The organism is Stenotrophomonas sp. GL_101, from assembly GCF_057835675.1.
Genome location: NZ_CM174432.1, coordinates 2,110,797 through 2,137,108, shown reverse-complemented (window position 1 = coordinate 2,137,108; position 26,312 = coordinate 2,110,797). Strand labels below are relative to the sequence as shown.

25 protein-coding genes and 1 pseudogene are annotated in these 26,312 nt (G+C 66.9%); 19 read left to right on the top strand and 7 right to left on the bottom strand.

Annotated elements, in window-relative coordinates; all coding sequences use genetic code 11:
* Positions 1–97: 97 nt before the first annotated feature.
* Complete coding sequence (gene clpA, locus AC3IR9_RS09580) at positions 98–2,377, bottom strand: ATP-dependent Clp protease ATP-binding subunit ClpA (RefSeq protein ID WP_489295499.1); 2,280 nt, start codon at positions 2,375–2,377, stop codon at positions 98–100.
* A 141-nt stretch (positions 2,378–2,518) separates the two neighbouring features.
* Between clpA and AC3IR9_RS09575 the strand changes: the two genes are divergently transcribed.
* Positions 2,519–3,340: an aminoglycoside phosphotransferase family protein gene (locus AC3IR9_RS09575; RefSeq protein WP_489295498.1), complete on the top strand. Its 822-nt coding sequence runs from the start codon at positions 2,519–2,521 to the stop codon at positions 3,338–3,340.
* Here AC3IR9_RS09575 and clpS read toward each other — a convergent pair.
* On the bottom strand, positions 3,337–3,669 hold the full coding sequence (gene clpS, locus AC3IR9_RS09570; protein ID WP_489295497.1) for an ATP-dependent Clp protease adapter ClpS: 333 nt from the start codon (positions 3,667–3,669) through the stop codon (positions 3,337–3,339). The genes AC3IR9_RS09575 and clpS overlap by 4 nt on opposite strands.
* 80 nt (positions 3,670–3,749) lie before the next feature.
* Between clpS and AC3IR9_RS09565 the strand changes: the two genes are divergently transcribed.
* The 10 genes and pseudogenes from AC3IR9_RS09565 (at position 3,750) to AC3IR9_RS09520 (ending at position 11,191) form a co-directional block, all read left to right on the top strand.
* Positions 3,750–4,220 (top strand): hypothetical protein, encoded by a 471-nt coding sequence (locus AC3IR9_RS09565; protein ID WP_489295496.1) that lies wholly within the window; start codon positions 3,750–3,752, stop codon positions 4,218–4,220.
* A 3-nt stretch (positions 4,221–4,223) separates the two neighbouring features.
* A complete protein-coding gene (locus AC3IR9_RS09560) occupies positions 4,224–4,685 on the top strand; it encodes an NUDIX hydrolase (RefSeq protein WP_489295495.1) in 462 nt (153 codons plus the stop codon).
* Positions 4,682–5,821 carry a tRNA 2-thiouridine(34) synthase MnmA gene (mnmA, locus tag AC3IR9_RS09555; RefSeq protein WP_489295494.1) on the top strand — a complete coding sequence of 380 codons (1,140 nt, stop codon included), beginning with the start codon at positions 4,682–4,684 and terminating at the stop codon, positions 5,819–5,821. The genes AC3IR9_RS09560 and mnmA overlap by 4 nt, the downstream gene beginning before the upstream one ends.
* The gene (hflD, locus tag AC3IR9_RS09550) at positions 5,818–6,432 is read left to right on the top strand and encodes a high frequency lysogenization protein HflD (protein ID WP_489295493.1); all 615 of its coding nucleotides are present in this window, start codon (positions 5,818–5,820) and stop codon (positions 6,430–6,432) included. The genes mnmA and hflD overlap by 4 nt, the downstream gene beginning before the upstream one ends.
* A gap of 65 nt (positions 6,433–6,497) precedes the next feature.
* Positions 6,498–7,765: pseudogene (locus AC3IR9_RS09545) on the top strand (methyl-accepting chemotaxis protein).
* 98 nt (positions 7,766–7,863) lie between these two features.
* A complete protein-coding gene (locus tag AC3IR9_RS09540; RefSeq protein WP_489295492.1) occupies positions 7,864–8,160 on the top strand; it encodes a hypothetical protein in 297 nt (98 codons plus the stop codon).
* 69 nt (positions 8,161–8,229) lie between these two features.
* Complete coding sequence (locus AC3IR9_RS09535) at positions 8,230–9,408, top strand: winged helix-turn-helix domain-containing protein (RefSeq protein ID WP_489295491.1); 1,179 nt, start codon at positions 8,230–8,232, stop codon at positions 9,406–9,408.
* A gap of 146 nt (positions 9,409–9,554) precedes the next feature.
* Positions 9,555–10,070 (top strand): hypothetical protein, encoded by a 516-nt coding sequence (locus tag AC3IR9_RS09530; RefSeq protein WP_489295490.1) that lies wholly within the window; start codon positions 9,555–9,557, stop codon positions 10,068–10,070.
* Between the two features lie 16 nt (positions 10,071–10,086).
* Complete coding sequence (locus AC3IR9_RS09525; RefSeq protein ID WP_489295489.1) at positions 10,087–10,548, top strand: hypothetical protein; 462 nt, start codon at positions 10,087–10,089, stop codon at positions 10,546–10,548.
* A 187-nt stretch (positions 10,549–10,735) separates the two neighbouring features.
* Entirely contained in the window at positions 10,736–11,191 is a 456-nt protein-coding gene (locus tag AC3IR9_RS09520) for a hypothetical protein (RefSeq protein WP_489295488.1), read from the top strand.
* A gap of 121 nt (positions 11,192–11,312) precedes the next feature.
* Here the strand turns inward: AC3IR9_RS09520 and AC3IR9_RS09515 are convergent, their stop codons facing one another.
* Positions 11,313–14,105 carry a bifunctional diguanylate cyclase/phosphodiesterase gene (locus AC3IR9_RS09515; RefSeq protein WP_489295487.1) on the bottom strand — a complete coding sequence of 931 codons (2,793 nt, stop codon included), beginning with the start codon at positions 14,103–14,105 and terminating at the stop codon, positions 11,313–11,315.
* 155 nt (positions 14,106–14,260) lie between these two features.
* On the opposite strand from AC3IR9_RS09515, the gene AC3IR9_RS09510 reads away from it, so the two are divergent.
* On the top strand, positions 14,261–16,366 hold the full coding sequence (locus AC3IR9_RS09510; RefSeq protein WP_489295486.1) for a sensor histidine kinase: 2,106 nt from the start codon (positions 14,261–14,263) through the stop codon (positions 16,364–16,366).
* Between the two features lie 2 nt (positions 16,367–16,368).
* Positions 16,369–18,126: an EAL domain-containing protein gene (locus tag AC3IR9_RS09505; protein ID WP_489295485.1), complete on the top strand. Its 1,758-nt coding sequence runs from the start codon at positions 16,369–16,371 to the stop codon at positions 18,124–18,126.
* Between the two features lie 98 nt (positions 18,127–18,224).
* On the opposite strand, the gene AC3IR9_RS09500 is transcribed toward AC3IR9_RS09505, so the two are convergent.
* From AC3IR9_RS09500 to flgA, 4 genes are all read right to left on the bottom strand, one after another.
* The gene (locus tag AC3IR9_RS09500; RefSeq protein ID WP_489295484.1) at positions 18,225–19,454 is read right to left on the bottom strand and encodes an ATP-binding protein; all 1,230 of its coding nucleotides are present in this window, start codon (positions 19,452–19,454) and stop codon (positions 18,225–18,227) included.
* A gap of 84 nt (positions 19,455–19,538) precedes the next feature.
* Positions 19,539–19,871 (bottom strand): flagellar protein FlgN, encoded by a 333-nt coding sequence (locus tag AC3IR9_RS09495; protein WP_489295775.1) that lies wholly within the window; start codon positions 19,869–19,871, stop codon positions 19,539–19,541.
* Between the two features lie 2 nt (positions 19,872–19,873).
* Positions 19,874–20,176: a flagellar biosynthesis anti-sigma factor FlgM gene (gene flgM, locus AC3IR9_RS09490; protein ID WP_489295483.1), complete on the bottom strand. Its 303-nt coding sequence runs from the start codon at positions 20,174–20,176 to the stop codon at positions 19,874–19,876.
* A 109-nt stretch (positions 20,177–20,285) separates the two neighbouring features.
* On the bottom strand, positions 20,286–20,936 hold the full coding sequence (flgA, locus tag AC3IR9_RS09485; protein WP_489295482.1) for a flagellar basal body P-ring formation chaperone FlgA: 651 nt from the start codon (positions 20,934–20,936) through the stop codon (positions 20,286–20,288).
* A gap of 105 nt (positions 20,937–21,041) precedes the next feature.
* On the opposite strand from flgA, the gene AC3IR9_RS09480 reads away from it, so the two are divergent.
* The 6 genes from AC3IR9_RS09480 (at position 21,042) to AC3IR9_RS09455 (ending at position 26,269) form a co-directional block, all read left to right on the top strand.
* Positions 21,042–21,986: a chemotaxis protein gene (locus tag AC3IR9_RS09480; RefSeq protein ID WP_489295481.1), complete on the top strand. Its 945-nt coding sequence runs from the start codon at positions 21,042–21,044 to the stop codon at positions 21,984–21,986.
* A gap of 723 nt (positions 21,987–22,709) precedes the next feature.
* Positions 22,710–23,105 carry a flagellar basal body rod protein FlgB gene (gene flgB / locus AC3IR9_RS09475; protein ID WP_489295480.1) on the top strand — a complete coding sequence of 132 codons (396 nt, stop codon included), beginning with the start codon at positions 22,710–22,712 and terminating at the stop codon, positions 23,103–23,105.
* Positions 23,106–23,108: 3 nt separating this feature from the next.
* Positions 23,109–23,516 (top strand): flagellar basal body rod protein FlgC, encoded by a 408-nt coding sequence (gene flgC, locus AC3IR9_RS09470; protein ID WP_489295479.1) that lies wholly within the window; start codon positions 23,109–23,111, stop codon positions 23,514–23,516.
* 28 nt (positions 23,517–23,544) lie between these two features.
* Positions 23,545–24,228, top strand: coding sequence for a flagellar hook assembly protein FlgD (locus AC3IR9_RS09465; RefSeq protein ID WP_489295478.1), 684 nt, complete (start codon positions 23,545–23,547; stop codon positions 24,226–24,228).
* 32 nt (positions 24,229–24,260) lie between these two features.
* Positions 24,261–25,484, top strand: a complete 1,224-nt coding sequence (gene flgE, locus AC3IR9_RS09460; RefSeq protein WP_489295477.1) for a flagellar hook protein FlgE — start codon at positions 24,261–24,263, stop codon at positions 25,482–25,484.
* Positions 25,485–25,516: 32 nt separating this feature from the next.
* The gene (locus tag AC3IR9_RS09455) at positions 25,517–26,269 is read left to right on the top strand and encodes a flagellar basal body rod protein FlgF (RefSeq protein ID WP_489295476.1); all 753 of its coding nucleotides are present in this window, start codon (positions 25,517–25,519) and stop codon (positions 26,267–26,269) included.
* Positions 26,270–26,312: the final 43 nt, after the last annotated feature.

Genomic DNA, 26,312 nt, shown 5'->3' with positions numbered 1-26,312 from the left:
AGGGTGACAACGAAGAAGCCCCTTTCGGGGCTTCTTTCAAGCGTCACGACCAACGGTGGTGACCTACCTGGGATGCGTCGCCACCCACGGTGGTGACCTACACGGTGGCCGGGAGGCGGCGCTCCGGCTCGGCCTGGGTTTCCACGAACAGCTCGTCGTCGCGCACGTCAATGCTGACCCGGCCGCCGTTGATCAGCTTGCCAAACAGCAGTTCGTCGGCGAGTGGGCGCTTGACCTTGTCCTGGATCACCCGCGCCATCGGGCGGGCGCCCATCAACGGGTCGAAGCCGTGGCGGGCCAGCCAGTCGCGCGCGGTCGGGGTGGCCGACAGGCTGACGTGCTTTTCCTGCAGCAACATTTCCAGTTCGATCAGGAACTTGTCGACCACGCGCAGGATGTGCTCGAAGCCCAGCGGCTGGAACTGCACCACCGCGTCCAGGCGATTGCGGAACTCCGGCGTGAAGCTCTTGCGCAGGATCTCCATCGCATCGGTGGCATGGTCCTGGCGGGTGAAGCCGATCGAACGCCGCGAGGCCTGCGCCGCGCCGGCATTGGTGGTCATCACCAGCACCACGTTCTTGAAGTTGGCTTCGCGCCCGTTGGTGTCGGTGAGCACGCCACGGTCCATGACCTGCAGCAGGATGTTGAAGATGTCCGGGTGGGCTTTTTCCACCTCGTCCAGCAGCAGCACGCAGTGCGGGGTCTTGACGATCTTCTCGGTGAGCAGGCCGCCCTGGTCGAAGCCGACATAGCCCGGGGGTGCACCGATCAGGCGGCTGATCGAATGCGGCTCCATGTACTCGCTCATGTCGAAGCGGACCAGCTCGATGCCCAGTTGCAGCGCGAGCTGCTTGGTGACCTCGGTCTTGCCCACGCCGGTGGGGCCGGCGAACAGGAAGTTGCCGATCGGCTTTTCCGGGTTGGCCAGGCCCGAGCGGGCCAGCTTGATCGCCGAAGACAGGGTCTCGATGGCCGGGTCCTGGCCGAAGATCACCATCTTCAAGTTGCGCTCGAGGTGCTGCAGCACATCCTTGTCGGTGGCACTGACCTGCTTGGCCGGGATCCGCGCCATCTTGGCCACGATGGTCTCGATTTCCTCGATGTCGATCAGTTCCTTGCGCTCGCCTGCCGGCAGCAGGCGCTGGCGTGCGCCGGCTTCGTCGATCACATCGATCGCCTTGTCCGGCAGCAGGCGGTCGCCGATGTGCTTGACCGACAGGTCCACCGCGGCCTGCAGCGCGTCATCGGCATAGGTCACGCCGTGGTGCGCCTCATAACGCGGCTTGAGGCCCTGCAGGATTTCGTAGGTCTCGCCCACGGTCGGCTCGACGATGTCGATCTTCTGGAAGCGCCGCGCCAGTGCACGATCCTTCTCGAAGATGCCGCGGTACTCCTGGAAGGTGGTGGAACCGATGCAGCGCAGCTCGCCGGAGGCCAGCGCCGGCTTGATCAGGTTGGAGGCATCCATGGTGCCACCCGAGGCCGAGCCGGCACCGATGATGGTGTGGATCTCATCGATGAACAGCACCGCGTTGGGCATCTTCTTCAGCGCGGTCAGGACGCCCTTGAGGCGCTTCTCGAAATCGCCGCGGTACTTGGTGCCGGCCACCAGTGCGCCCAGGTCCAGCGAATAGATCACCGCGTCGGCCAGCACCTCCGGCACCGAGCCTTCGACGATGCGCTTGGCCAGGCCCTCGGCGATGGCGGTCTTGCCCACGCCGGCCTCGCCCACGTACAGCGGGTTGTTCTTGCGGCGGCGGCACAGCACCTGGATGGTGCGCTCGATTTCGTCGCGGCGACCGACCAGCGGATCGATACGCCCGTGGCGGGCCGCCTCGTTGAGGTTGCTGGCGAACTCGGCCAGGGCATCGCCCTTGCCTTCGCCCTCCCCGCCCTCGGTGCGGCTCTCGCCGTCGGCCGCGGGTGGCACTTCGCCGTCTTCGCCCAGCTTGGCGATGCCATGGGACAGGTAGTTGACGATATCCAGCCGGGTCACGTCCTGCTGGTTGAGGTAGTAGACCGCATGGGAATCCTTCTCACCGAAGATGGCCACCAGCACGTTGGCGCCGGTGACTTCCTTCTTGCCCGAGGATTGCACGTGGTACACGGCCCGCTGCAGCACGCGCTGGAAGCCCAGGGTCGGTTGGGTGTCGCGGCCGTCATCTTCGGCCAGACGCGAGACCGAGGCCTCGATGGCCTGCTCCAGTTCCTGGCGCAGGCGCTCGGCATCGGCACCGCAGGCCTTCAATACGGCCTGGGCGGACGGGTTGTCGAGCAGTGCCAGCAGCAGGTGTTCCACCGTCATGAATTCATGCCGGGCCTCTCGGGCGCGCTTGTAGCACTGACCGATGGTGTGTTCGAGGTCTTTACTGAACATGTTCTACTCCGGCGGCAGGTGGGAACAATATGCGGCCTTGCTGCGCAATTTCCATCACCCTAGCGGATCGGTGCGTTCAGACGGCGTTAGCAGTCCCGTATCCTCGCCTCGACCACCAGAATGCTTCCCAGCGACTCCATCATGCCCGAACTTCAGCTCACGAAATGGCAGCTTGCACGTGATGGCGACGTCATCGCCACGCCCAGTGGCCGGCTATGGCCGGTCCGGCTCCCCGACGGCACGGCGGCCATGTTGAAGGTAAGCACCGATGCCGAGGAACAGAACGGCCACCTGCTGCTGCGCTGGTGGCAGGGCGACGGTGCGGCGCGGCTGCTGGCCCATGAGGGCCCGGCGGTGCTGATCGAGCGGGCGGTACCGGGCCCGTCGCTGCGCGCGATGTCGACCCGGGGCGAGGATGCGCAGGCCACCTCGCTCCTGTGCGGGGTGCTGGCTACCCTGCACCGGCCACGCGGCCCGATACCGGAGGGCCTGGTGGGACTGACGCACTGGTTTGGCGATCTGCTGGCCCCACCCCTCCCGTTGTCGCCATTGCTGGAACAGTGCAGATCACAGGCACGGGTAGTGCTGGCCGCACAGGTCGACGTGCGCCCCCTGCATGGCGACCTGCACCACGACAACGTGCTGGATTTCGGTACCCGCGGCTGGCTGGCGATCGACCCCAAGCGCGTGCTCGGCGACCGCGCCTTCGATTACACCGTGCTGTTCACCAACCCGGACCTGTGCGGCCCGGACATCCACGTGGCCACCGACGAGGCGGTCTTCGAACGCCGGCTGGACCAGGTCAGTGCGCTGGCCGGACTGGACCGCACCACCCTGCTGCGCTGGATCGCGGCCAGCGCGGGGCTGTCGGCGGTGTGGTTCCTGGCCGATGGCGATGCAGCCGGGGTGGACCTGGCGGTGGCCGGCATGGCGCTGCGGCGGCTGGGCCAGGCGGGCGCCTAGGCGCCGGTCTTCTCCATCGTGCACAGCAGCGGATGCTGGTTCATGCGCGAGAACTCATTGACCTGGGCCACCTTGGACTCGGCTACTTCACGGGTGAATACCCCGCACACGCCGCGGCCGCGGGTGTGCACGTGGAGCATCACCTGGGTGGCCTTGTCCAGGTCCAGGCTGAAGAAGTGCTGCAGCACGGTCACCACGAAATCCATCGGGGTGTAGTCATCGTTCAACAGCATCACCTGGTAGAACGGCGGCGGCGCCACCTCCGGCCGGGCCGGCTCAAGCAGGACGCCGTGGTCGTGGTGGGGGTCGTGGGAAGGCTCGCGGGGCATCCGACCATTATAGCGGGAATGGACGTTGACCCTGTCCCCCTTCACAATCTGCACATCCACCACGCATTCACAGGGATTTCATGAAAAGGATCGTCACCGCGCTGCTGCTGACCGCCACGGTGTTCGGCGCGCACGCAGCCGAAGCTGAAGCCGACAAGGCCGTCGGCCGTGTGCTCAAACAGCTGGACTACCCGTACGAGATCGACGAGGACGGGGACTACAAGATGGTCTTCGATACCGGTGAGGATCGCACCCAGCTGGTGTTCGTGCGGTCGGCAGTGGAAGAATTCGGCTCGCACAAGGTCCGCGAGATCTGGTCGCCCGGTTACAACTCGCCGGGCAAGCAGTTCCCGGCCGCCGTGGCCAATCGCCTGCTGGAGGACTCCCAGGACGCCAAGCTCGGCGCGTGGGTCAAGCAGGAGCAGCTGGCCATGTTCGTGGTCAAGGTGGATGCCAATGCCAGTTCGGCCTCGCTGAGCGATGCCATCGATGCGGCCATGCGTACTGCCGATGCGATGGAAAACGAACTCACCGGCACCGACGAGTACTGATCGATGACGGCCGCACAGCACCCGCGCTGGACCCCGCATGTCACCGTTGCCACGGTGGTGGTGCGGGACGGGCAGCTGTTGCTGGTCGAGGAGCACATCGACGGCCGCCACGTGCTGAACCAACCCGCCGGGCACCTGGAGCCGGGCGAGAGCCTGGCCGCGGCGGCAGTGCGCGAAACCCTGGAGGAGACCGGCTGGGAGGTGCGTTTGACCGCCTTCATCGGCACCTACCAGTGGACCGCACCCGACGGCACCCCGTTCCTGCGCTTTGCCTATGCCGCCGAGCCGATCGCCCACGATCCGGCCCGGCCACTGGATGCCGGCATCGCCGCGGCGCTGTGGCTCAGCCCGGCCGCGCTGCAGGCCGAGGCCGCGCGCCTGCGCAGCCCGCTGGTCTGGCAGGTGGTGGCCGACTACCTCGGTGGCCAGCGCCATCCGTTGTCGATCGTGAAGGAGACGGCATGAGTACCCCTCGGATCATGGTGGGCGTCTCCGGCGGCGTAGATTCCTCGGTGGCCGCCTGGCGGCTGGTGCAGCAGGGCGAACCGGTCGCCGGACTGTTCATGCAGAACTGGGCCGACGACGGCAGCGGCGACTGTCGCGCCGAGGACGACCGCCGCGATGCCGTCGCGGTATGCGGCCTGCTGGGTATTCCGTTCCACTTCCGCGACTTCTCCAACGAGTACTGGCAAGGGGTGTTTGAGCACTTCCTGGCCGAATACGCGACCGGACGCACCCCGAACCCGGACGTGCTGTGCAACCGCGAGGTGAAGTTCAAGCACTTCCTGGACGCCGCCCGCGAGCTGGGGGCCGAGCGCATCGCCACCGGCCACTACGCCCGCACGGCCCAGGTGGGCGGGCGCTGGGCGTTGCTGCGCGGTGCCGACCGCAGCAAGGACCAGAGCTATTTCCTGCACCAGTTGGGGCAGGAACAGCTGGCCGCCACCCTGTTCCCGATCGGCGACCTGCAGAAGAACGACCTGCGCCGGATCGCCCGCGATGCGCGCCTGCCGACCCACGCCAAGAAAGACTCCACCGGCATCTGCTTCATTGGCGAGCGCGACTTCCGCGAGTTCCTCGGGCGCTATCTGCCGGCGAAGACCGGCGAGATCCGCGATCCCGAGGGCACCCTGATCGCCGAGCATCCCGGCGTGTTCTATTTCACCCTGGGCCAGCGCGAGGGCCTGAACATCGGTGGCGTGCGGGGCCGCCCGGCCGCGCCCTGGTACGTGGTGGGCAAGGATGTGGCCAGCAACGTGCTGTATGTCGACCAGGACCACGACAGCCCCTGGCTGCTCTCCACCCGGCTGCAGTCGGAGCCGGCGCACTGGATTGCCGGCGCCCCGCCCGCGCGCCGCTTCACCTGCACCGCCCAGACCCGCTACCGCCAGCCCGACGAGGCCTGCGAGGTGGTGGTCAACGATGATGGCACCCTGCTGGTGCGCTTCGCCCAGCCCCAGCGCGCCGTCACCCCCGGTCAATCGCTGGTGTTGTATGACGATGAGGTCTGCCTGGGTGGCGCGGTGATCGCCGCCACCGATGCACCGCTGGAACAGCGCCTGCGGACCGTCCCTTCCCCCTTCGAGGTATCTGCTGCATGAGTTTTTCCATCGACGACCGCGTCCTTGCTCTGGCCGGCATTGCCCAGGCCCTGCAGCAGGTGCGCCGTATCGCCGAGACCGGCCACTCCGAGGCGGCCGTAGTGCGTACTGCGATCGACAGCGTGTTCCGCATCGACGCCGACAGCCCGCAGGCCATCTACGGCAGCCCCGCCAACGTGGCACCGGGACTGCGCCTGCTGCACAACTATTTCCGCAACCAGGGCCAGGATGAGTCGCTGCCGCGGCTGGCACTGGCGGTGCTGCAGCTGGAGCGCCGCTTCGTTCGGGAGCATGCGGTGGTGGACACGGTCAGCCAGGGCATCGAGCAGGCCCAGCGGCAGGCTGGCGAACTGGGCGACAGCGCCCATCCGGACGTGCTGGCTGCACTTGGCGGCCTGTATGCCGACACCATCAGCAACCTGAAGCCGCGGGTGATGGTCCAGGGCAACCCGCACTACCTGGCCCAGGCGGGGGTCGTGGCCGAGATCCGCGCCCTGCTGCTGGCCGCGGTGCGTTCGGCGGTGTTGTGGCGCCAGACCGGCGGGCAGTACTGGGACTTCCTGTTCTCGCGCAAGGCGATGGTGGAAGCGGTGGACCGCCAGCTGCGCTGAGCGTTCGCCGGTGCTCGGTGCCGGCACACGGGTATCGCCCACCGGGCGGTACCTGCCCGGCAGGGGTGAAAGTGCATCCGCGCACTAAAGCAAACGGGGGTACGGCCGATACATTCTTCGTGCACCTCCCCGAGAACGTTCATGTACTCACGCCTTTTCATCCGTCTGGCCGCTCCGTTGGTCCTGACCCTGCTGCTCCCCTTCGCCATCGGCTTCGAGTGGCCGGCCGCCCTGCGCTGGGCGATCCTGTCCACGATGACGCTCAGCTGGCTGGGCTTTGCCTGGTGGACCGGCCATGCGCAGACCCGGCGTTCGCCTGAACATGCCCGCATGATGCGCGAGCAGTACCAGCTGCTGACCGAGCTGCGCTCGTTCGTCGGCAACGAAATCGACGGCTCGCGCGGTGAGATCGAACGCGCCCGCGACCTGATCCGCCAGGCCGTTGCCGGCCTCGGCGGCAGCTTCGAGGCGATGAACCGCAAGTCGCGCCAGCAGAGCCAGGCACTGGCTCGCATCGTCGACCGTGCCGGTGAGGACGGTGGCGCCGGCGTGGACGTGGCCCGTTTCGCCCAGCATGCCAGCCATCGCATGGAGCAGCTGGTGGAGGCGCTGGAACAGGTCAGCGGCCAGAGCAGCACCACCGTGCAGCACATCGACCAGATGGCGCAGCACCTGGATGGCATTTTCGCGCTGCTGGAAGACGTTCAAGTCGATCGCCGACCAGACCAACCTGCTGGCCTTGAACGCGGCCATCGAAGCGGCCCGTGCCGGCGAGGCCGGCCGCGGCTTTGCCGTGGTCGCCGACGAAGTGCGCAACCTGTCCGAACGTTCGACGACGTTCAACGAACAGATCCGCAAACTGGCGCACAGCTCCAAGGACGCCATCGCCAAGGTCCGCGAGACGGTGTCGCACATGGCCTCGCGCGACATGGACCGCTCCCGCGAAGCCCGCCACGAAGCGGCGCAGATGCTGGACAACGTGGCCCAGATCAACGCCTCGCTGGGTGACGGCATGCGCGAAATCTCCGAGTGCGGCCGTGCAATCGATACCAGCGTGGCCGAAGCGGTCCGTTCGCTGCAGTTTGAAGACATCGCCACCCAGGCCCTGGGTGGCGTGCACACCCACCTCGATCGCCTGACCTCGATCAACCGCGAAGCGGTGGGCCTGCAGGAGCTGCTGCACCGCAATGGCGGCGTGTTCGACGAGGAAGTGGCCAACGCACTGCAGCGCACCGGCAGCCGCCTGCGTGAGATGCGCAGCGAGTGGGAGCGTCCGCCGCACAAGCCGGTGAGCCAGCAGAGCATGGCCGCCGGCGCGGTCGAGCTGTTCTGATTGAGATGACGCGTGCCGGCTCCGGCACCGCCCACGGCCCCGGCATCCCCGGGGCCGTGGTGCTTACGCTTTCCGCCTTCGCTGCAGAAGATGACCCGATGCTGTTGAACACCGCCCCCTCTGCTACTGTGCCCTGCCCCATAAGCGCGCCTGACGCCGTGGCGTCGATGACCGCCGAGGTGGCCTCGCCCATGGCGGTCGCGGTTGCGCCGCTGCAGGGCCGGGCGCTGCTCGGACACTTGGAACAGCTGGCCCAGGCCGAGATGGTGCTGCTGCAGCAGCGCGTGGAGGTGTCGGCCACTGCGCTGGCCGGCCGCGCCGATTACGGGCTGGTCGGGCTGGCCTGGGACCTGGGCCTGAGCGCGGATGCATTGGCAGCAACCACCCGGCCTTGACGGCTTTCGGGTGCGGGCCGGGATCGATACCATCCATCGACTCCTTCAGCCCTTCCCGACGTATCCCGCATGCGCCCTGCACTGAACTCACGACTGCGGCATCTGGCGTTGCATGCGCAGGGGCTGGCATCACCACAACCGTTCGGTGAAGGCCTAGCCGCCACCCACCGCGCGATCTGCCATCTGGGATATGTGCAGATCGACACCCTGTCGGTGGTGGAGCGCGCCCATCACCATGTGCTGTGGAATCGCGTGCCGAGCTACGACCCGGCGCATCTGAACGCGCTGGTCGGCGAGCGGAAGATCTTCGAGTACTGGCACCATGCCGCGTCCTATCTGCCGATGCGCGACTACCGGTTCGCGCTGCCACGGATGATCTCCATCGGAAAGGGCGAAAGCCGCTATTTCCGCAACGGCGACAAGCGCCTGATGAAGGAGATCCTGGCCCGGATCACCACTGACGGGCCCATGCGGATGCGCCATCTGGATCAGGGCAACCGGGGAAAAGGTGCCTGGTGGAACCAGGGGCCGGGGCGACAGGCGTTTGAAACCTTGTTCATGCGTGGCGACCTGATGGTCTGCGAGCGCAACGGCATGGAGAAGACCTACGACCTCACCTCACGCTGCCTGCCCGACGCTATCGACCTGCGCGTGCCTACGCTTCACGAGTACGCCGCGCACCTGTTCCAGAGCACCCTGCGCGCCCATGGCGTGTTCACCTGGAAACAGCTCCTGCACCTGCAACCGGGAAATGCCCTGCGCGATGCCATGCGCGCGGTGGTGGATGCACAGGTTGAAGCGGGTGCGGTGGCCGCGCTGGACGCGGGCGATGGCGTGCGTGGCTATGTCGATGTCGCCGCACTGGAGCAGGTAGATCACCTTGCGCCCTGCGTGAGGATCCTCTCCCCGTTCGACAACCTGGTGATCCACCGCGATCGCCTGAGCGCGCTGTTCGGATTCAACTACCGGATAGAGTGTTACGTGGCGGCCTCCAAGCGGGTGTTCGGCTACTTCTGCCTGCCGGTGCTGTTCGGCGATACCCTCGTTGGACGGATGGACTGCAAGGCGCATCGGAGTGAACAACGGCTGGAGGTGCTCAGTTTTCACTGGGAGGACGTGACGCTGGACCGGGAGGCGTTGCTGCCTGCGTTGCGCGGGGAGCTGCACCGGTTTGCCGCGTTCAACGCGTGTACGGTACTGGATGATCGGGTCATGGCAGCGAAGCGCCGCAAGGCCCGGGCGCGGTAGCGACGGGCCATGCCCGGCTACGCCTCGTTGCGGGCGATGAACCTATGATTGCGGTCGTTGCTGAGGTTCAACGTCCTTGATCTGACGGTCCGTTGAGTTTGGCGGTGCCCAACGAACCAGAATTCGTAGTTGTTGCATTGCACCTCGTGAAAGCGACCGCGATTCTGGCGTTCCCCCTTTTGCTAAACGCCATGACATCCAACTCGCTTGAAGATATCGCGCAGCTCGTTCTGGTGCGCTGCGACACTCCCTATGTGCTCGCCGACGAGGACCTCGACACCCTGCGTCGCGCTGCCTGCGCATGGGGGGAGTACCAGCTGCCTTACTATCCCGCGGAGGGCCTTGACTTCGACGATGAAGGCGAAGTCGAGGTGGGCACCCACGTGCTGGCCGGCGGGGCCCGCATGTTCGGTCTCGATGATGAGAGTCAGGAGCCTTCGTTGCATCACCTCGTGCTGGATACCCCGTGGGAGGGTTCCCCGGCCGGCACGGTGTTTCTGCGCTGCGGTAGTCAGGCCCGCACGGTGTCGGCGATCGACGACCCGCAATGCGGCTATCTCGACACCGTTTTTGTTTCGCTGCAGACGCTGGCCCTGGCCTTGCCGCCCACCGGAAAGACGCCGGCGTCCGGCGAAGATAGTTCCGACCAGGCAGCGCATTGATTGAGCAGAACGCCTCATGAAATTTGACCACACGCGTGCGCTTGAGGCGTTCGATGACTTTCTGATGATCATGGACGACCAGCTGGAATGGCTGGTTGACCAGGCCGACGTGAGCGGGATGGAGCTGGATGGCAGCTTGGACAGCCTTGATCGACTTGAGCAGCTGCACGACATCCTGGTCCCGGCGCTGGATGACGACCAATGCTCTGCCCTGCGCATTGTGTTCGCCCGATATCTGGGGGAATACGTCCGGAACCGGTACGGTGGCCAATGGACCCTGCCGTTGGATGATCCCAAAGACGTGAATTTCAACCTGCCCGTCATCGTGGGGCACTCCTCCTGTCCCTGGCTGGAATTCAACCCCATTCGCACTATGTGTGCTTATTCGCTACGTCCCTACGCGGGTATGATCCGCGCGATTGTCGAGCACAGCGTCAAGCCGTCGATGTTGGACCTCAGCGATCTGGCCGAGGAATGAGCGCGCAGTTCCGGCCAAGTGAAGGTAGATCACGCTCGGCGGTGGCCGAGGACGCTGTTTTTGCTGGTGCTCATGCCACCACCGGGTGTTGGGTGATCTCACCGCGATTGATCGGGATGCGACGCTACCGGGCTATCCTGTATTTTTCTGAGTGCCTGTCGCGGCGCTGATGTCAACAAGGAACAGCATGGCCGAACTCACCGATTTCATGGTTTTTTGGGGCAAGGCGATGACAGCGGCGCAACGGCATGCCGCCTCGATGGAGGCGGAGGGCGCCGAAGCGTTCGCTCAGCTGCTTTATCGCCAATACCTCGAACAAGGCGCGCCGAAGCAGCGCAGCAAGTGGCTGACCACCCGCCTGGCCGATGCTTTTCCGTACATGGATGCCAAGCCGGACTGGGTGGGCGAACCCGCCTGGCTGTATCACCAGGGGCAGCCGATGGTGTTCCTGCACCAGTTCCAGGTCAGTCCTGCCGCGCAGCACCTGGTCGGCCACCTGTCATTGGGCGAAACGCTCTACATGTTCGGCGCCCGACACCGGTTGGGACCTGGTCCCGACGACGGCTGGACCGACATCTACCGCATCGTCGTGCAGACCTACGAGGGTGAAACGGTGGCAGAGATACCGGGCCCGTGGCGGTGACTCTACGCGTGCAGCAGGATCTGCCGTAGAGCCGACCGTTGGTCGGCTGCCATTGGTCGGTTACCGTCCGTCCGCGGCCAGGCACAGCCGACCAACGGTCGGCTCTACCCGTCGCGCGCGATCAAACCAGCTGAGTCAGTGCGGCCACGGTCGTGCGCGGCGCCATCTGCGCGCCGCCGGCCTTCAGCCACTGCGCCAGGTCGCGCGGGGTGAGCGGACGCGAATACAGGTAGCCCTGGATTTCGTCGCAGCCCTGGCGGCGCAGCATGGCTTCTTCCTGCTCGGTTTCCACCCCTTCGGCGACCACCTTCATGCCCAGCGCGTGGCCGAGATGGACGATGGCCTGGGTGACTTCGGCAGTGCCGGTGTCGTGCAGCATGCCCTGGACGAAGCTGCGGTCGATCTTCAGGCGGCCGACCGGGAAACGGTTGAGGTAATGCAGGTTGGAGAAGCCGGTGCCAAAGTCGTCCACCGCCAACGGGACGCCGTGGCGCTCGAGCACGTCGAAGCAATGGCGCAGCACGTCGGTGTCGCGGATCAGTGCCGACTCGGTCAGCTCCAGCTCCAGCCGCTGTGGCGGCCAGCCATGTGCGTGGCAGATGTCGATGACACGCTCGGCGAAACCGCGATCGCGCAGCTGCACGGCCGATACGTTGACCGCCACGCGGTCGAACTGCAGGCCGGCCGCCTCCCAGGCCGCCGCCTGGCGGCAGGCCTCGGTCAGCACCCAGTCGCCGATGCGCACGATCTCGCCGCACTTCTCGGCAATCGGAATGAACTCGGCCGGGCTGCAGTAGCCGATCCCCGGGCGATGCCAGCGCAGCAGCGCTTCGATCGCCGGCGGCTGGTCGTGCGCGGCGTGCAGCAGCGGCTGGTAGGCCAGGGTGAACTCTTCGCGTTCGATCGCGCCCAGCAGGGCGTGCTCGATCTCCAGCTTGCGCTGGATCCGCGCCAGCGCATCCTGGCTGTAATACTGATATGTGTTGCGGCCGGCTTCCTTGGCCGCGTACATCGCCGCGTCGGCGGCGCGCAGCAGCGAATCGAAGTCGGTACGGCCTTCGTCGAGCATCGCAATGCCCACGCTGGCGCCTACCTTCAGGGTGGTCTCGCCGCGTTGCAGCGGCTCGGCCAATGAGGCAATCAGCTTGCGGGCGACGTGGCCGGCGTCTTCGGGGTCGGCCAGGTCACGCAACACCACGATGAATTCGTCGCCACTGAAGCGACCGAACAGATCGGCGTTGCGCAGGTTCTGGTGCAGGCGCGTGGCGGCGGCCTTCAGCAGCGCGTCGCCGGTGGCATGGCCGAAGGTGTCGTTGATGGTCTTGAAGCCATCCAGGTCGATGAACAGCATCGCCAGCGGCGCGCCGCGGTCGCGCGCCTCTTCGATCGCATCGGCGGTCTGCTCGCGCAGCAGCATGCGGTTGGGCAGACCGGTGAGCAGGTCGTAGTGCGCCAGCAGCTCGATGCGCTCGTTGGCTTCGCGCTCCCGGGTGATGTCACGGAACAGCACCACGAAACGGGTCGGCAGCCCATCGCGGCGATCCAGTTCGATCAGTACCTGCACCCAGATGCGCAAGCCGGACTGCCGGTAGAAGCACAGGTCCAGCTGTTCGGGCAGGCCACCATCGGCGATGCGTGCCAGCGCGGCATTGAACGCATCCCGCGATTCCTGGGTGTACAGGGCCAAGGCCTGGTCCAGGCTGATCGGCTCCTTGCGCAGGCCGTGGATGCGGTAGCACTCCTCGGTCCATTGCATGTGGCGGGTGGTCACCTCGATCTCGCAACCGCCGATCCGGCCCAGCGCGGAGACCCGGTTGAGCAACTCGGTGCGCCAGCGGATCAGGGCATCGGTCTGGTGCTGTTCGGTGATGTTCTGGACCTGGCCGAGCAGGCGCTGGATGCGGCCGTCGGCGGCCAGCAGCGGCTGCATCCACAGGCGCAGGTGCAGCGCGCCTTCGCGCTCACGCGGCAGTTCCAGTTCGAGCGTGGCCGGCTTGCCGTCGTGCAGCATGCGCCGCCAGGCGTGGCGCAACAGGCTGCGCGAACGCGGTTCGAGCTGGCGCAGCCAGCGCCGCCGCCCGGCCAGCGGATCATCGCCGACACCGAGCAGGGCACGGAACTCGGGCGACCACCAGAACTGTCGATCGGCCGGGTCCCACGACCAGCTGCCCATGCTGGCGATCCGCTGTGCTTCGCGCAGATGCACCTGCTGCTCCAGCAGCAGGGCTTCCATCTGCTTCTGCGCCTGGATGTCGGTGTGGGTGCCGACCATCCGCAGCGGCTGGCCGTCGGCGGTGCGCTCGATCACCCCGCCCCGGTCCAGCACCCAGCGCCAGCGACCGTCGGGCTGGCGTAGCCGGTACTCGGCCGAATACACCTCGCCCTCGCCGCGCAGGTGCGCCTGCAGCGCCGCGCGCACGGCGGGCTGGTCGTCGGGGTGGATGGCGGCCAGCAGGGCCGTGCTGGCATCGCCGTGGGCCACCTCCGACGCCGACGCCAACGCGCCGTCCCGGCGCCGCGAGCGGGTCACCGCATCCCCGGGCAGGTCCCAGTCCCAGAGGCCATGGCCGGCGTGGTCCAGCGCCTGCTCCCAGCGGCTGCCGGCATAGCTGGCCACCGGTTCGGGCACGCTCAGGGTGAAGGCAAGCAGGTTGCCATCGGGATCGTGCACTGCGCGCATCCACCCATCGAAGCGACCGCGCGGGCCGCCGGGCAACTGGCAGGGCACCACGCCGCCATCGGCGGCGAGCAGGCGCAGGTCTTCAAGCAGCTCGCCGTAGGCCGCCACGGTTGCCGGCAATCCATGCTCGCGCGCGGCCGGATTGGCCGCCAGCGGACGCCCGGCGCGGTCGAGGATGACCAGTGCCGACGCCAATGGATGTTGCAGCAGACTGGCGATAATCCCTTGGTCCACGCGGTAAGACTCCGATAACGCACCCGACAGCCGGGAACGCAAACGTTAGCGGCGGATTTCGCCAATAGTTGAGCGGCCGGGCCTGTGCACCCCCAAACCGCACCGCACCCTCTAAGATGCATATCGCCCGCCCCGACCCCGTGCCTGCCCTGCCCATGCCTGTCGCCCCGTCCGGCCAACCCGCCTCGCCCCCGCCCGCCCGCCCGCTCGCCCAGGCGTTGCGTCGCGACCGCTGGCGGGTGGTGCTGGGCTACCTGGTGTTGGCGCTGGTATGGATTCTGTGCAGCGACGCGGCCGTGCAGGTGCTGACCCAGGACATGGCCACCGCCGCCCGCTGGCAGACCGCCAAGGGCGCCTTCTTCGTGGTGGCCAGCGCGGCGCTGGTCTACCTGCTGCTGCGCCCGCTGGCCCAGCACGTGCTGCACGCCCATGCGCAGCTGGCGTGTTCGGAGGATCGCCACCGGCAGATGTTCCAGGGCAATCCCGGGCCGATCCTGGTGTACGACCTGGATGCGCTGCAGATCCTGGATGCCAACGCGGCGGCCAGCGCGCTGTTCGGCTGGAGCCGCGAGGAACTGCTGGCGATGCCGATCACCACCTTGTGGCCGCAGGAAGATGCGCCGGCACTGACCGCACGGCTGGAGCAGATCCGCGCCGACCCCGCGCAGCTCTGCGTGGTCACCGGCGACCTGATGCTCAAGGATGGCAGCCGCCGCCGGCTGGAGATGCGCAGCAGCGTACTGGACTACGGCGGTCGCCGCGCGCGGCTGCTGATCGCCATCGACCGCACCCGCGAGGACCAGGCGCTGCGGCGCCGCGACCTGGCCCTGGCACGGGTGGAGGAAGCGCACGAAATGGCCCGTATCGGCGCCTGGGAGATCGACCCGGCGACCGGGCTGGGGCGCTATTCCAACCAGGTGTACCACCTGCTGGGCCGACGCCCGCCGGAGGCCCGGCGTTGGCACCGGTTCGAGGAACTGCTGGTGCCGGCCGACCCGGCCACCGCCGCGCTGGCCGAGCAGCTGTTGCAGGACCTGGCCGGCTACCCGGTGCAGATCGATGTACTGCTGCCGCTGCTGGCCATGGACGGGCGCGCACTGATGGTGCACCTGCGCGCCGAGAGCGGCCATGACGATGCGGGCCGGCCGCGCGTTCTGGGAACGTTGCAGGACGTTACCGAGCGCGAGCAGTCGCGGCGCCTGCTGCGCGAGCGCGAGGAGCAGTTCCGCGAACTGGTGCGGGTGCTGCCCGATGGCGTGGTGATCCTTTCCGACGAGCATGTGCTGTACGCCAATGCCTGTGCGGCGACGCAGTTCGGCTATGGCCAGCACACGCTGCTGGGCGAACCACTGGCCGCGCTGGTCGCTGCTGAAGACATCGCGCGGGTGCGTGCGCAGCTGTTTGCGCCGATCCCGCTGCCCAGTACCGGCACTGGTGAGGTGATCGGCATGCGCCGGCTGGACGGCAAGCGCTTTCTTGCCGGGCTGGCGGTGGGTGACGTGCGCTACGGCGGGCGCAACTGCAAGCTGCTGATCGTGCGCGACCTGAGCGATTCCGAGCGCATCCGCGAGGCGATGGAAACCAGCAACCGCGAACTGCAGGCGATGGCGGGACGGTTGTTTTCGCTGCAGGAAGACGAACGCCGGGCGATTTCGCGCGACCTGCATGACGATATCGGCCAGGCGATCACCGCGATGAAGTTGTCTGCCTATGCCGCGCAGGACGAGGCCGATGCACAACGGCGCGGCGAAGACCTGGAGCAGATCATCCAGCTGGCCGACGCCACGGTCGGCAAGCTGCGCGACATCTCCACCCTGCTGCGGCCGCCGCAGCTGGACGCATTGGGCCTGGAGGCGGCACTGCGCTGGCAGGCCAGCGTGCTGTTCCGCTCGGCGGCCACCGAACTGCTGCCGGACATCCAGTCGCTGCCGCGACGCCCGCCGGGCGACATCGAGCAGGCCTGTTTCCGCATTGCCCAGGAAAGCCTGACCAACGTGCTGCGACATGCGCGCGCCAGCCAGGTGAGCCTGCAGCTGCGCGATGTCGACGACCACGGCCTGCACCTCCAGGTGCGTGATGATGGCGAGGGTTTCGACCCGGAAGGCCCGCGCGGCCTTGGCCTGATCGTGATGCGCGAGCGCGCGCAGAGCGTGGGCGGCACCCTGCGCATCGAGTCGGCACACGGTGCCGGCACCCTGATCGACCTTTACCTGCCGTATCGCAGCCGCGCTGCGGCGCCCCCCGATACCTTGGAACACTGAACATGTGGAACCCTTCCCTGCCCCTGGTCAGCATCGAAGATGCGCCGCCGCGTTTGGGCGCGGGCAACCCCGAGCTGCAGGCCATGGTCAGCGACGCCGCCTCCGGTGGCACCTCGTTGATGCTGATGCACGTGGATATCGATCATTTCGCCTCGGTCAACGAGAACATGAGTGCCGAAGTGGGCGACCAGGCGCTGGTGCTGGTGGCCCAGCGGCTGCAGCACCACCTGCGCGGGCGTGGCAAGTTGTGGCGGCACGGCAGTGATGAATTCCTGATCGCGGTTCCGCGCAGCAGCGACGTGCCGCTGCCCGAAGACCTGGCCGAAGAGATCCGGCAGCAGCTGGAGCTGCCGCTGTCGGTATTGCCATACACGCTGTTCATGACCGGCAAGCTGGGCGTGAGCCTGTGCCCCGAGCATGCCAGCAGTACCTCGCGCCTGCTCGACCACGCCGAGGATGCGCTGCACCAGGCTGCACGCGAAGGCGGCAATGCGGTGCGCATCCATGCGGTGGACACGCCGTCGAGCGCGCACAGCGAGAGCATCATCGCGCGGCAGATCGTCGATGCGATTCCCAATGGCGAGCTGAAGCTGCGCTACCAGCCGCTGGTGAGCGCCCGCGATGGCCACGTGGTGGGCATGGAGGCGTTGCTGCGCTGGCAGTCGCCCACCCTGGGCATGCTGGTGCCGGAGCGTTTCATGCGCACCGCCGAACGGCTGGGCATCATCGTGCAGATCGGCACGTGGGTGCTGGAAGGCGCGCTGAAGCAGGCGCGGTTCTGGCGCGACCAGGGTTTCGACGACTTCACCATCGCCGTCAACGTCTCCACCCTGCAGCTGCTGCGCCCGAACTTCTTTGCCGAGGTGATGTCGGTGCTGCAGGCCGCCGGCGTGCCCGCGCACATGCTGACCCTGGAAATCAACGAAAGCGCGCTGACCAACAACGTCAATTTCGTGCATGAAACCCTGGTCAACCTGCGCAACGAAGGCATCAGCCTGAGCCTGGACAACTTCGGCACCGGCGACTCCAGCCTCAGTGCGCTGGTGCGCTACCCGGTGGACAAGCTGAAGATCGACCGCAGCTTCATCAAGAGCGCGCCGGCCGGCAACCGCGAGGCGGCGATCGCGCGCGCGATCATCGCCATGGGCCACCAGCTGGGCATGACGGTGATTGCCAACGGGGTGGAATCGCAGGCGCAACTGGGCTTCCTGCGCCGCAACGACTGCGATGTGTTCCAGGGCTACCTGTTCGGCGAGCCGATGTCGGCCGATGCGGCGGGGATGACCCTGCGCCGCCGCTATCTGCGCCCGGAGGCGTTCGCCGAAACCCGCCCGGACCGCACCCTGCTGCTGCTGGACGATGAAGAGAACGTGCTGCGCTCGCTGGTGCGGCTGTTCCGTCGCGACGGCTACCGCATCCTGGCCGCAGGCAACGTCCGCGATGCCTTCGACCTGCTGGCGATCAACGATGTGCAGGTGATCCTGTCCGACCAGCGCATGAGCGACATGAGCGGCACCGAGTTCCTGGGCCGGGTGAAGATGCTGTACCCCGACACGATCCGCCTGGTGCTGTCGGGGTATACCGATCTCAACACGGTGACCGATGCGATCAACCGCGGTGCTATCTATCGCTTCCTGACCAAACCCTGGAACGACGACGAGCTGCGCAAGCACATCCACCAGGCGTTCCGCACGCACGAGGAACAGCGCCGGGCGAACACGGCGCCACCAGCGGCGATACCGGCGCAGGAAGACGAATAGGTAGATGCCGACCGTTGGTCGGCATGCGCAGAGCCGATTTCGATCATTGCCGCGCTGCGCGCGGCCAGCCGACCAACGGTCGGCTCTACCCGCAGCCGCTAACGCGGCTGCTTGATCGGCAACACCAGCCGGAAGCGTGAGCCTACGCCGGGGGTGCTGTCCAGGTCGATGCGGCCGTGGTGCTTGTTGACGATGCTGTAGGAGATCGACAGGCCCAGGCCGGTGCCGCTGCCCACCGGCTTGGTGGTGAAGAACGGGTCGAAGATGCGCTGGCGCAGTTCCGGCGAGATGCCGCCGCCGGTGTCTTCAAATTCCACCCACACATGATCGCCATCCACACCGGACCGCACGGTGATGGTGCCACGCTCGGCAATGGCGTGGCCGGCGTTGAGCAGCAGGTTCATGTACACCTGGTTGAGCTCGGACGGCAGGCATTCCACCAACGGCAACTGACCGAACTCGCGGTGCAGGGTGACCTTGTACTTGAGTTCGTTCCAGATGATGTTGATGGTGGATTCGAGCCCGGAATGCAGGTCCACCAGCTTCCACGACTCGTCGCGGCCGGAGTACGAGAAGTCCTTCAGGTCGCGCACGATGCGGGTCACCCGCTCGATCCCCTCGCGTGACTCGGCCATCAACTGCGGCAGGTCGCGGCTGATGAAGTCGATGTCGAAGCGGTTGCGGATGTCGTCGATTTCCGGGATCAGTGCCTTCGGGTCCGGCGCACGCAGGGCGCGCTCGTAGGCTTCGATCACCGTGAACAGGCTGCGCAGGTATTCCTGCAGGCTGCCCAGGTTGGAGTGCACATAGCCGATCGGATTGTTGATCTCGTGCGCGACGCCGGCAGCCAGCTGGCCGATGGAGGCCATTTTTTCCGACTGCAGCAGTTTCTCCTGGGTGCCGTTGAGGCGCAGGTACGCCTGGCGCAGCTCGGCATGGCGCTGCTGCAGCTCGCGCTCGTAATCCTCCTGCCCTTCGATGCGGCGGAACAGTGCCAGGTAGTGGCGCTGGCCGGCAGCGTCGTGCTGGTAGAGGTGCACGATGACCATGCGCTCGCCCACCGGCAGGCTGCCATTCCAGTGGCCATGCTGGCGCGTGTGTTCCAGTGCATCGGGGGGCAGCAACTGGCGCAGCCATTGCGCCGCGCCCAGCCCGACGGCGTCTTCGGCCTGGCCGATCATTTCACTGACGGCCGCATTGGCCAGGGCCACGCTGCCGTCTTCGCCGAACAGCAGCATGCCTTCGTTGACCCGCTCGAACAGGGCAAGCAGGACCGGCTGCGGCGGCAGCGGCGCGGTGACAAGGTTGGAAGAGGCGGTCACAGTCACATCGGGCAGTCAAAACAAGCGCCCAATATACCCGCGTTGTCCGCCAAGGCGGATGCAGGCCGCTTCCGCGCGGCCCGGTGCAGCTCAGGCGACGGCCAGCGGCCGCCGCGTGTGCAGGGTGTGGGACTGGCCCTTGGCGTCGTAGGCCGAGGACTCCTCGCTGCGGCCGAGCTGGCGCAACGCCCAGTTGACCTCGCGGCGGCGCCGCGACAACAGCACGCCGTTGGCCCGGTTGCGCTCGGCCAGCTCCTGCAGGCGTTCGCCCTGCCCCACCGGCAGCGTCGCTTCAAGTGCGCGCAGCGCGTCCAGCTTGGCGCCGGTAGCCCGGATCAATGCATGCACGTCATGCTCCACCAACGCCTGGCGCTCGACGTCCAAGGCATCGCTGAGGCGCTGCAATGGCTCGCTCATCGCCAGGTTCATCCCTGCAGCTGCTGGTCCAGATCGAGCATGCGCGAGGCGATGGCATCGGGGTTGATCTTGTAAGTGCCATTCTGCAGCGACTCGCGCACGGCCTGGACGCGCCCGGCGTCGATCGCCGGTGCCGTGCTCAGTTCGCGCTGCATGGCCTGCAGGCTGGTGGCCTCGCCGGTCAGGCGCAGGCTGTCGGCCGCTTCGACCGGACGCGTCGGGGAATCGGCGCTGGCCGTCGGCTTGCTGCCAAGCGCGACGCTGCGCAGATGGGCGGTGGCCTGCAGGTTGCCGTCGATTTTCTGGCTCATGAAGTTGTCCTGGGAGTGCGGTTCACAAGGGATAACGGCATGGAGACCGCCATCTTTAGGGGGTTCTGCGCTTTTTTTGCCGCTGTGGGCAGGATGTTCAGCATTGTGTTCAGCGCGTCACAAAAACGTCGCCACTGGCGGCCACGGTGCCCTGCACGACCTTCCGCGAGGACAGATTCTCCACCGAAACGCGTTCATTTTCACCGGCGTCGGCCAGGGCCTTGCCCGCCACGCGGACCTCGACCCCGCCCCAGCGCGACACCAGGGCCACGCTGTCACCCCGGCGCACCAGGCGCTGGGCGACCAGGTCATTGGCCGCGAGCAGGCTGCCGGCACTCAGGGTACGCCGGGCCACCCGCCCGACCGCTGCGGCCGGATCGGCCAGCGCGGCGCCGGCGATACGCGCCACGTCACGCTGGGCAGTCGTGATATCGGCGGCGCCGAGGGTTTCTCCAGCGGCGATGCCACGATTGAGGATCAACACCTGCTGGTTGCGCCGGATCTTGACCGGGACGAACAGGCGCCAGCCACCGGCATCGGGGCAGCTGACTTCCACGGTACTGGTGCCGGTGGGCTGGGCGCGCAGGCCCTGGCCACAGGCAGGCAGGCGCAGCGCCGAATCCAGGGTGGTATCGCCTTCGCTGCCGGCCGGGAGCGTGGACAGGGCGGCGGTGCGGATGCTGTCCACCGGCTGCCAGCCGCCGGCGGCGGACGCGGGCAGCGCGGCCAGGGCAAGCACGGCAAGGATGATCCAACGCATGGCGACTCCACGGGCAAAGCACATGCGCAGCATCCTGCAAGCGTCGTGCCGGAATCGGGCCAGTACAGCGCTCAAGTCGATGGCGGCCGCGCCGATACCAGTCCCATGTCACATGACCTGCTCAACCGCATCGACCAGCGCACGCGCCTGGCCGGCCACAATCGTCTGGCCCTGCTGCTGTTCCGGCTGGGCGGACGCCAGCTTTTTGGCGTAAACGTGTTCAAGGTGCAGGAGGTGCTGCGCCGCCCGGACCTGTTCCAGGTGCCCGGGCTGCCCGGCCAGTTCGCCGGCGTGGCCGATGTCCGCGGCCGGTCGGTGCCGGTGCTGGACCTGGGCCTGGCGATCGGGCATCCCGAGCGCGAGCCGGACGCGGACAAGGCGCCGGGCTATCTGGTGGTGACCGAGTTCAACCGCTCCATCCAGGGCTTCCTGGTGAGCGGGGTGGAGCGCATCGTCAACATCGCCGTGGAGGACATCCACCCGCCACCGGAGCTGGGCGCCGAGTCGAGCTACCTGACCGCGGTGACGCGCTTCCAGGGCGAGTTGATCCAGGTGATCGACGTGGAAAGCGTGCTGGCCGACATCGCCCAGGTGCGGGGCGAGGCGGTGCTGGACCCCTCGTTGGCCATGCCCGCCGATGGCCCGCAGCTGCAGGTGCTGGTGGTGGACGACTCGCGGGTGGCCCGGCAGCAGATCCGCAGCGTGCTGGACCAGTTGGGCGTGGGCGCGACCCTGCTCTCGGACGGCAAGCAGGCGCTGGACCACCTGCTGCAGATCCATGCGGCGGGGGAAAACCCGGCCGAGCGCTATGCGATGGTGATCTCGGACATCGAGATGCCGGCGATGGACGGCTATACGCTGACGACGGAAATCCGTCGCCATCCGGGCCTGGCCGGGCTGTACGTGCTGCTGCATACCTCGCTGTCTGGCGTATTCAACAACGCGATGGTCGAGCGGGTGGGCGCCAATGCGTTCGTGGCCAAGTATTCGCCACACGAACTGGCCGATTTCGTGCTGGATCGGTTGCGGAAGGTGGCGTTGGCGGCTTGAAGCGGCGGTCGCACGCGAAAAGCGGCGGCCACGTTTGCGTGGGCAGGCCGGGGCGGATGGGGTTGCGGGACACGCCGTGAACCCATCCATGGGGGCTCGTGAGCGCCATCCATGGCGCCCAACGGTCCCGCAACCCCATCCGCCCCGGCCTGCTTACAGTGGGTCGGCGCCTGTTTGGCGAACGCGGGTGTAGGTAGAGAGCAGCCGAGCAGCGCTCGGCTCTACCTTGCGCCCCTTCCATTCCGTTCCCCGGTACAACGCGGCATCGTTTCATCATCACGCCCAGCCCCTGCTGGGCTTTTTTGTGGGCGTCGGGGTGCCGCAGCCGGGCAGAGCCCGGCTCTACCTCGCCTGCGTCGCAGGCGTTGCCGGCCAGCGGCCGGCACTACCCCTCCTCCCGAAGCCGGCTGTGGCATTTCCGTCCGACGATACAGACCTGTCCGGGCGAGAGGCGGTAGACCCTGCCGGGACCGTTGGGCGCCATGGGTCCGGCGCATGCGCCGGACGGGTTGGGCAGGACGCCCAACCCCGGTCTTGCCGTTTGTGCAGGATTGCACAAACGAGCAAGGCGCTCACGAGCCCCCATGGATGGGTCTACGGCGTGTCCCGGCAGGGTCTACCGCCTCTCGCCGCGCGCGGGAATGACCAGCGCCGCATCCGTCACCGCCCACCCACTGGCACAGCCCTTGCACCGCCCCTGGCATCGTCCCGTGGGAGCGCGTCATGCCCAATCTGATTTCCGACTATCTGGGGGTCCATGCCCAGGCCATGCCGTTGCGCGAGCAGCGGATGAAACTGATTGCCAGCAACCTGAGCAATGCCGACACCCCCGGCTACAAGGCCCAGGACCTGGACTTCGATTCCGCCCTGCGCAATGCCCAGGGCCTGGACGGCAACGGCCTGCTGACCACCACCCGCGAACAGCACTACGCCATCGGCGGCGGCCTCAACCCGTTCCAGATCATCAAGGAAGGCGTCCAGCCCAGCATCGACGGCAACACCGTCGACCCCGACGCCGAACGTGCCGCCTACGGCCGCGCCGCGCTGGAGTACCGCGCCTCGCTCAGCTTCGTCGAATCCAAGGTGCGCTCCATGCTCACCGCGATCACAGGCCAATAAGCCATGAGCAACCTGCCCATTTTCGATATCGCCGGCTCCGCCCTCCAGGCCCAGTCCGTGCGCATGAGCACCATCGCCTCCAACCTCTCCAACGCCGACACCGTGGCCGGCTCGGCCGAGGCCGTCTACAAGCCGCTGGAACCGATCTTCCAGTCGGTCACCAGCCGCACCGACCCGAACATCACCACCGTCCAGGTCAAGGAAATCAGCCAGAGCGACGCGGCGCCGATCAAGCGCTACGAGCCCGGCCACCCGCTTGCCGATGGCGACGGCTACATCTACCAGCCCGACGTCGACCCGGTCGCGCAGATGGTCAATCTGATTTCCACCTCGCGCAATTACCAGGCCGGCGTGGAAATGCTGACCACCGCCAAGGAACTGGCGCTGGCCACCCTGACCATGGGTCGCTGACCCCCCCCCCTTCACAGGACATCCCGTCATGAGCAGCACCAGCGGCGTCGGCCAGAACAGCGATATCTATTCTGCGCTTGGCCTGAACGCACCCAACAGCGACACCAGCAAGAAGAAGAGCACCCTGGACCAGGCCGATTTCCTGCGCCTGATGACCGAGCAGCTGCAGCACCAGGATCCGCTCAAGCCGATGGACAACACCCAGATGGTGGCGCAGATGGCGCAGCTCTCCCAGGTGCAGGGCATCACCGACCTCAACAACACGGTGAAAGGCTTCCAGGACCAGATGTCCGGCGACCAGATCCTGCGCGGCGCGGCCCTGGTCGGCCACGACGTGCTGATTCCCTCGACCAAATGGTCGCTGGAAGCAGAAGGCAAGACCAGCGGCATGGTTGCCGCGCCGGGCGCCGGCTTCGTCAACGTGGACATCACCGATGCCAACGGCGTCAAGGTCAATACGCTCAGCGTGGAAGCCAAGGCCGGCGGCGAAGTCACCTTTGAATGGGACGGCAAGGACGCCAACGGCAACCGCATGCCGCCGGGCGCTTACACCATCGCCGCCACCCATACCGACAGCGCCGGTACCAAGACCAAGACCAACACCTACGTCGAAGCGCCGGTGGAAAGCGTCACGGTCGGTTCGGACGGCCTGTACCTCAACCTCAAGGGCCTGGGAACGGCCCCGATCGACTACGTGCTCCGCATCAGCTGAGCCGCCCCACCCCGCATACCAGGAGCAATCCCATGGGCTTCAACGTCTCGTTGTCCGGCATCAACGCTGCCAATGCCGATCTGAATGTCACCGCGAACAACATCGCCAACGTCAATACCACCGGCTTCAAGCAGTCGCGCGCGGAGTTCGCCGACCTGTTCTCGGCCACCAGCTACGGCCTGTCCAAGAACGCGGTCGGCCAGGGCGTGCGCCTCACCACCGTTGCCCAGCAGTTCTCGCAGGGCAACAACGAACAGACCGGGCGCAGCCTGGACATGGCCATCTCCGGTGAGGGCTTCTTCACCATGACCATGAACGGTTCGCGGGTGTACTCGCGCGCCGGCAACTTCCAGACCGACCAGGCCGGTTTTGTGACCAACCCGCAGGGCGCGCGCCTGCAGGTGTTCGCGCCGAACGCCGATGGCACCGGCTTCGATGCCGGCCGCCTGGTCGACCTGCAGCTGCTGACCACCGACAGCCCGCCCAAGCAGACCAGCAACGTCAACGTTGCCTTCACCCTGCCGGCCGACGCCAAAGTACCCACGGTCAACCCGTTCAGCCCCACCGACTCCAACAGCTACAGCCAGTCCACCGGCGGCATCACCGTGTACGACTCGCTGGGCGTGAGCCACACCCAGACCTCGTACTTCGTCAAGACCGCCAACCCCAACGAATGGCAGGTCTACAACTACGTGGATGGCCAGGCAGCCGGCGCGGCGACCACGCTGACCTTCAACAACGCCGGTGCGTTGACCTCGCCGGCCAACGGCAAGATCACCCTGGACCCGTTCACCCCCAGCACCGGCGCCGGCCAGCTCGCGCTGACCCTGGACATCGCCGGCTCCACCCAGTACGGCGAGAAGTTCGCGCTGCGCAACACCCAGCAGGATGGCTATGCCGCCGGCAAGCTCAACGAGATCACCGTGTCCGAAGAAGGCGTGGTCTACGCGCGTTATTCCAATGGCGACGACAAGGCACTGGGCCAGGTGGCGCTGACCACCTTCAACAACACGCAGGGGCTGGAAGCCAAGGGCAACAACCTGTGGGTGGAAAGCTTCACCTCCGGCACCCCGCGTACCGGTGCACCGGACAGCTCCGACCTGGGCAAGGTCCAGGCCGGTTCGCTGGAAGCCTCCACGGTCGACCTGACCGAGCAGCTGGTCAACATGATCACCGCCCAGCGCAACTTCCAGGCCAACTCGCAGATGGTGTCGACCATGGACCAGATCACCCAGACCATCATCAACATCCGTTGATGAGCCACTGACCGCATCACGGGATTACAACGATGGACAAGGCGCTCTACGTGGCGATGACCGGTGCACGTGCCTCGCTGCAGGCACAAGGCACGCTCTCGCACAACCTGGCCAATACCGATACCCCCGGCTTCAAGGAAGCGCTCGCCAATACCGAAGCGTTTCCGATCAAGGGAACCGGCTACGCCTCGCGCGTGGATGCCCTGCACGTCGACGCCGGTTTCAACCGGCGCATGGGCGCACAGCAGATCACCGGCAATCCGCTGGACCTGTCGCTGCAGTCGGGCAACTGGCTGGCCGTGCAGGCCCCGGCCGGCGGCGGCGAAGCCTATACCCGTGGTGCGGCGCTGTCGATCACCCCCAATGGCCAGCTGGTGACCGCCGGCGGCCATCCGGTGCTGGACGAGAACGGCGCGCCGATCGCGGTGCCACCGCACCAGGCGATGGACATCGGCAACGACGGCACGATCTCGATCATCCCGCTCGGCGAAGGCCCGCAGACCATGGCCAACATCGGCCGCATCCGCGTGGTGGCCGCGGCCGATGAACGACTGCAGCGCGGCCTGGATGGGCTGATGCGCAACAGCGACCCGCAGCAGCCGTTCGTGCAGGCCCAGGGCAAGTCGCTGGAAAGCGGCCAGCTGGAAGGCAGCAACGTGGACGCCGCCGGCGCGCTGGTGCAGATGATCCAGCTGCAGCGCCAGTACGAAATGCAGGTGAAGGTGATCAAGCATGGCGACGACAACGCCCGCAGCGCCAACAGCCTGCTGCGCCTCGGCGGTTGAGCCCGCTGCGGCGACGCCGACGTAATTCTGGCGCGGTTCTGGC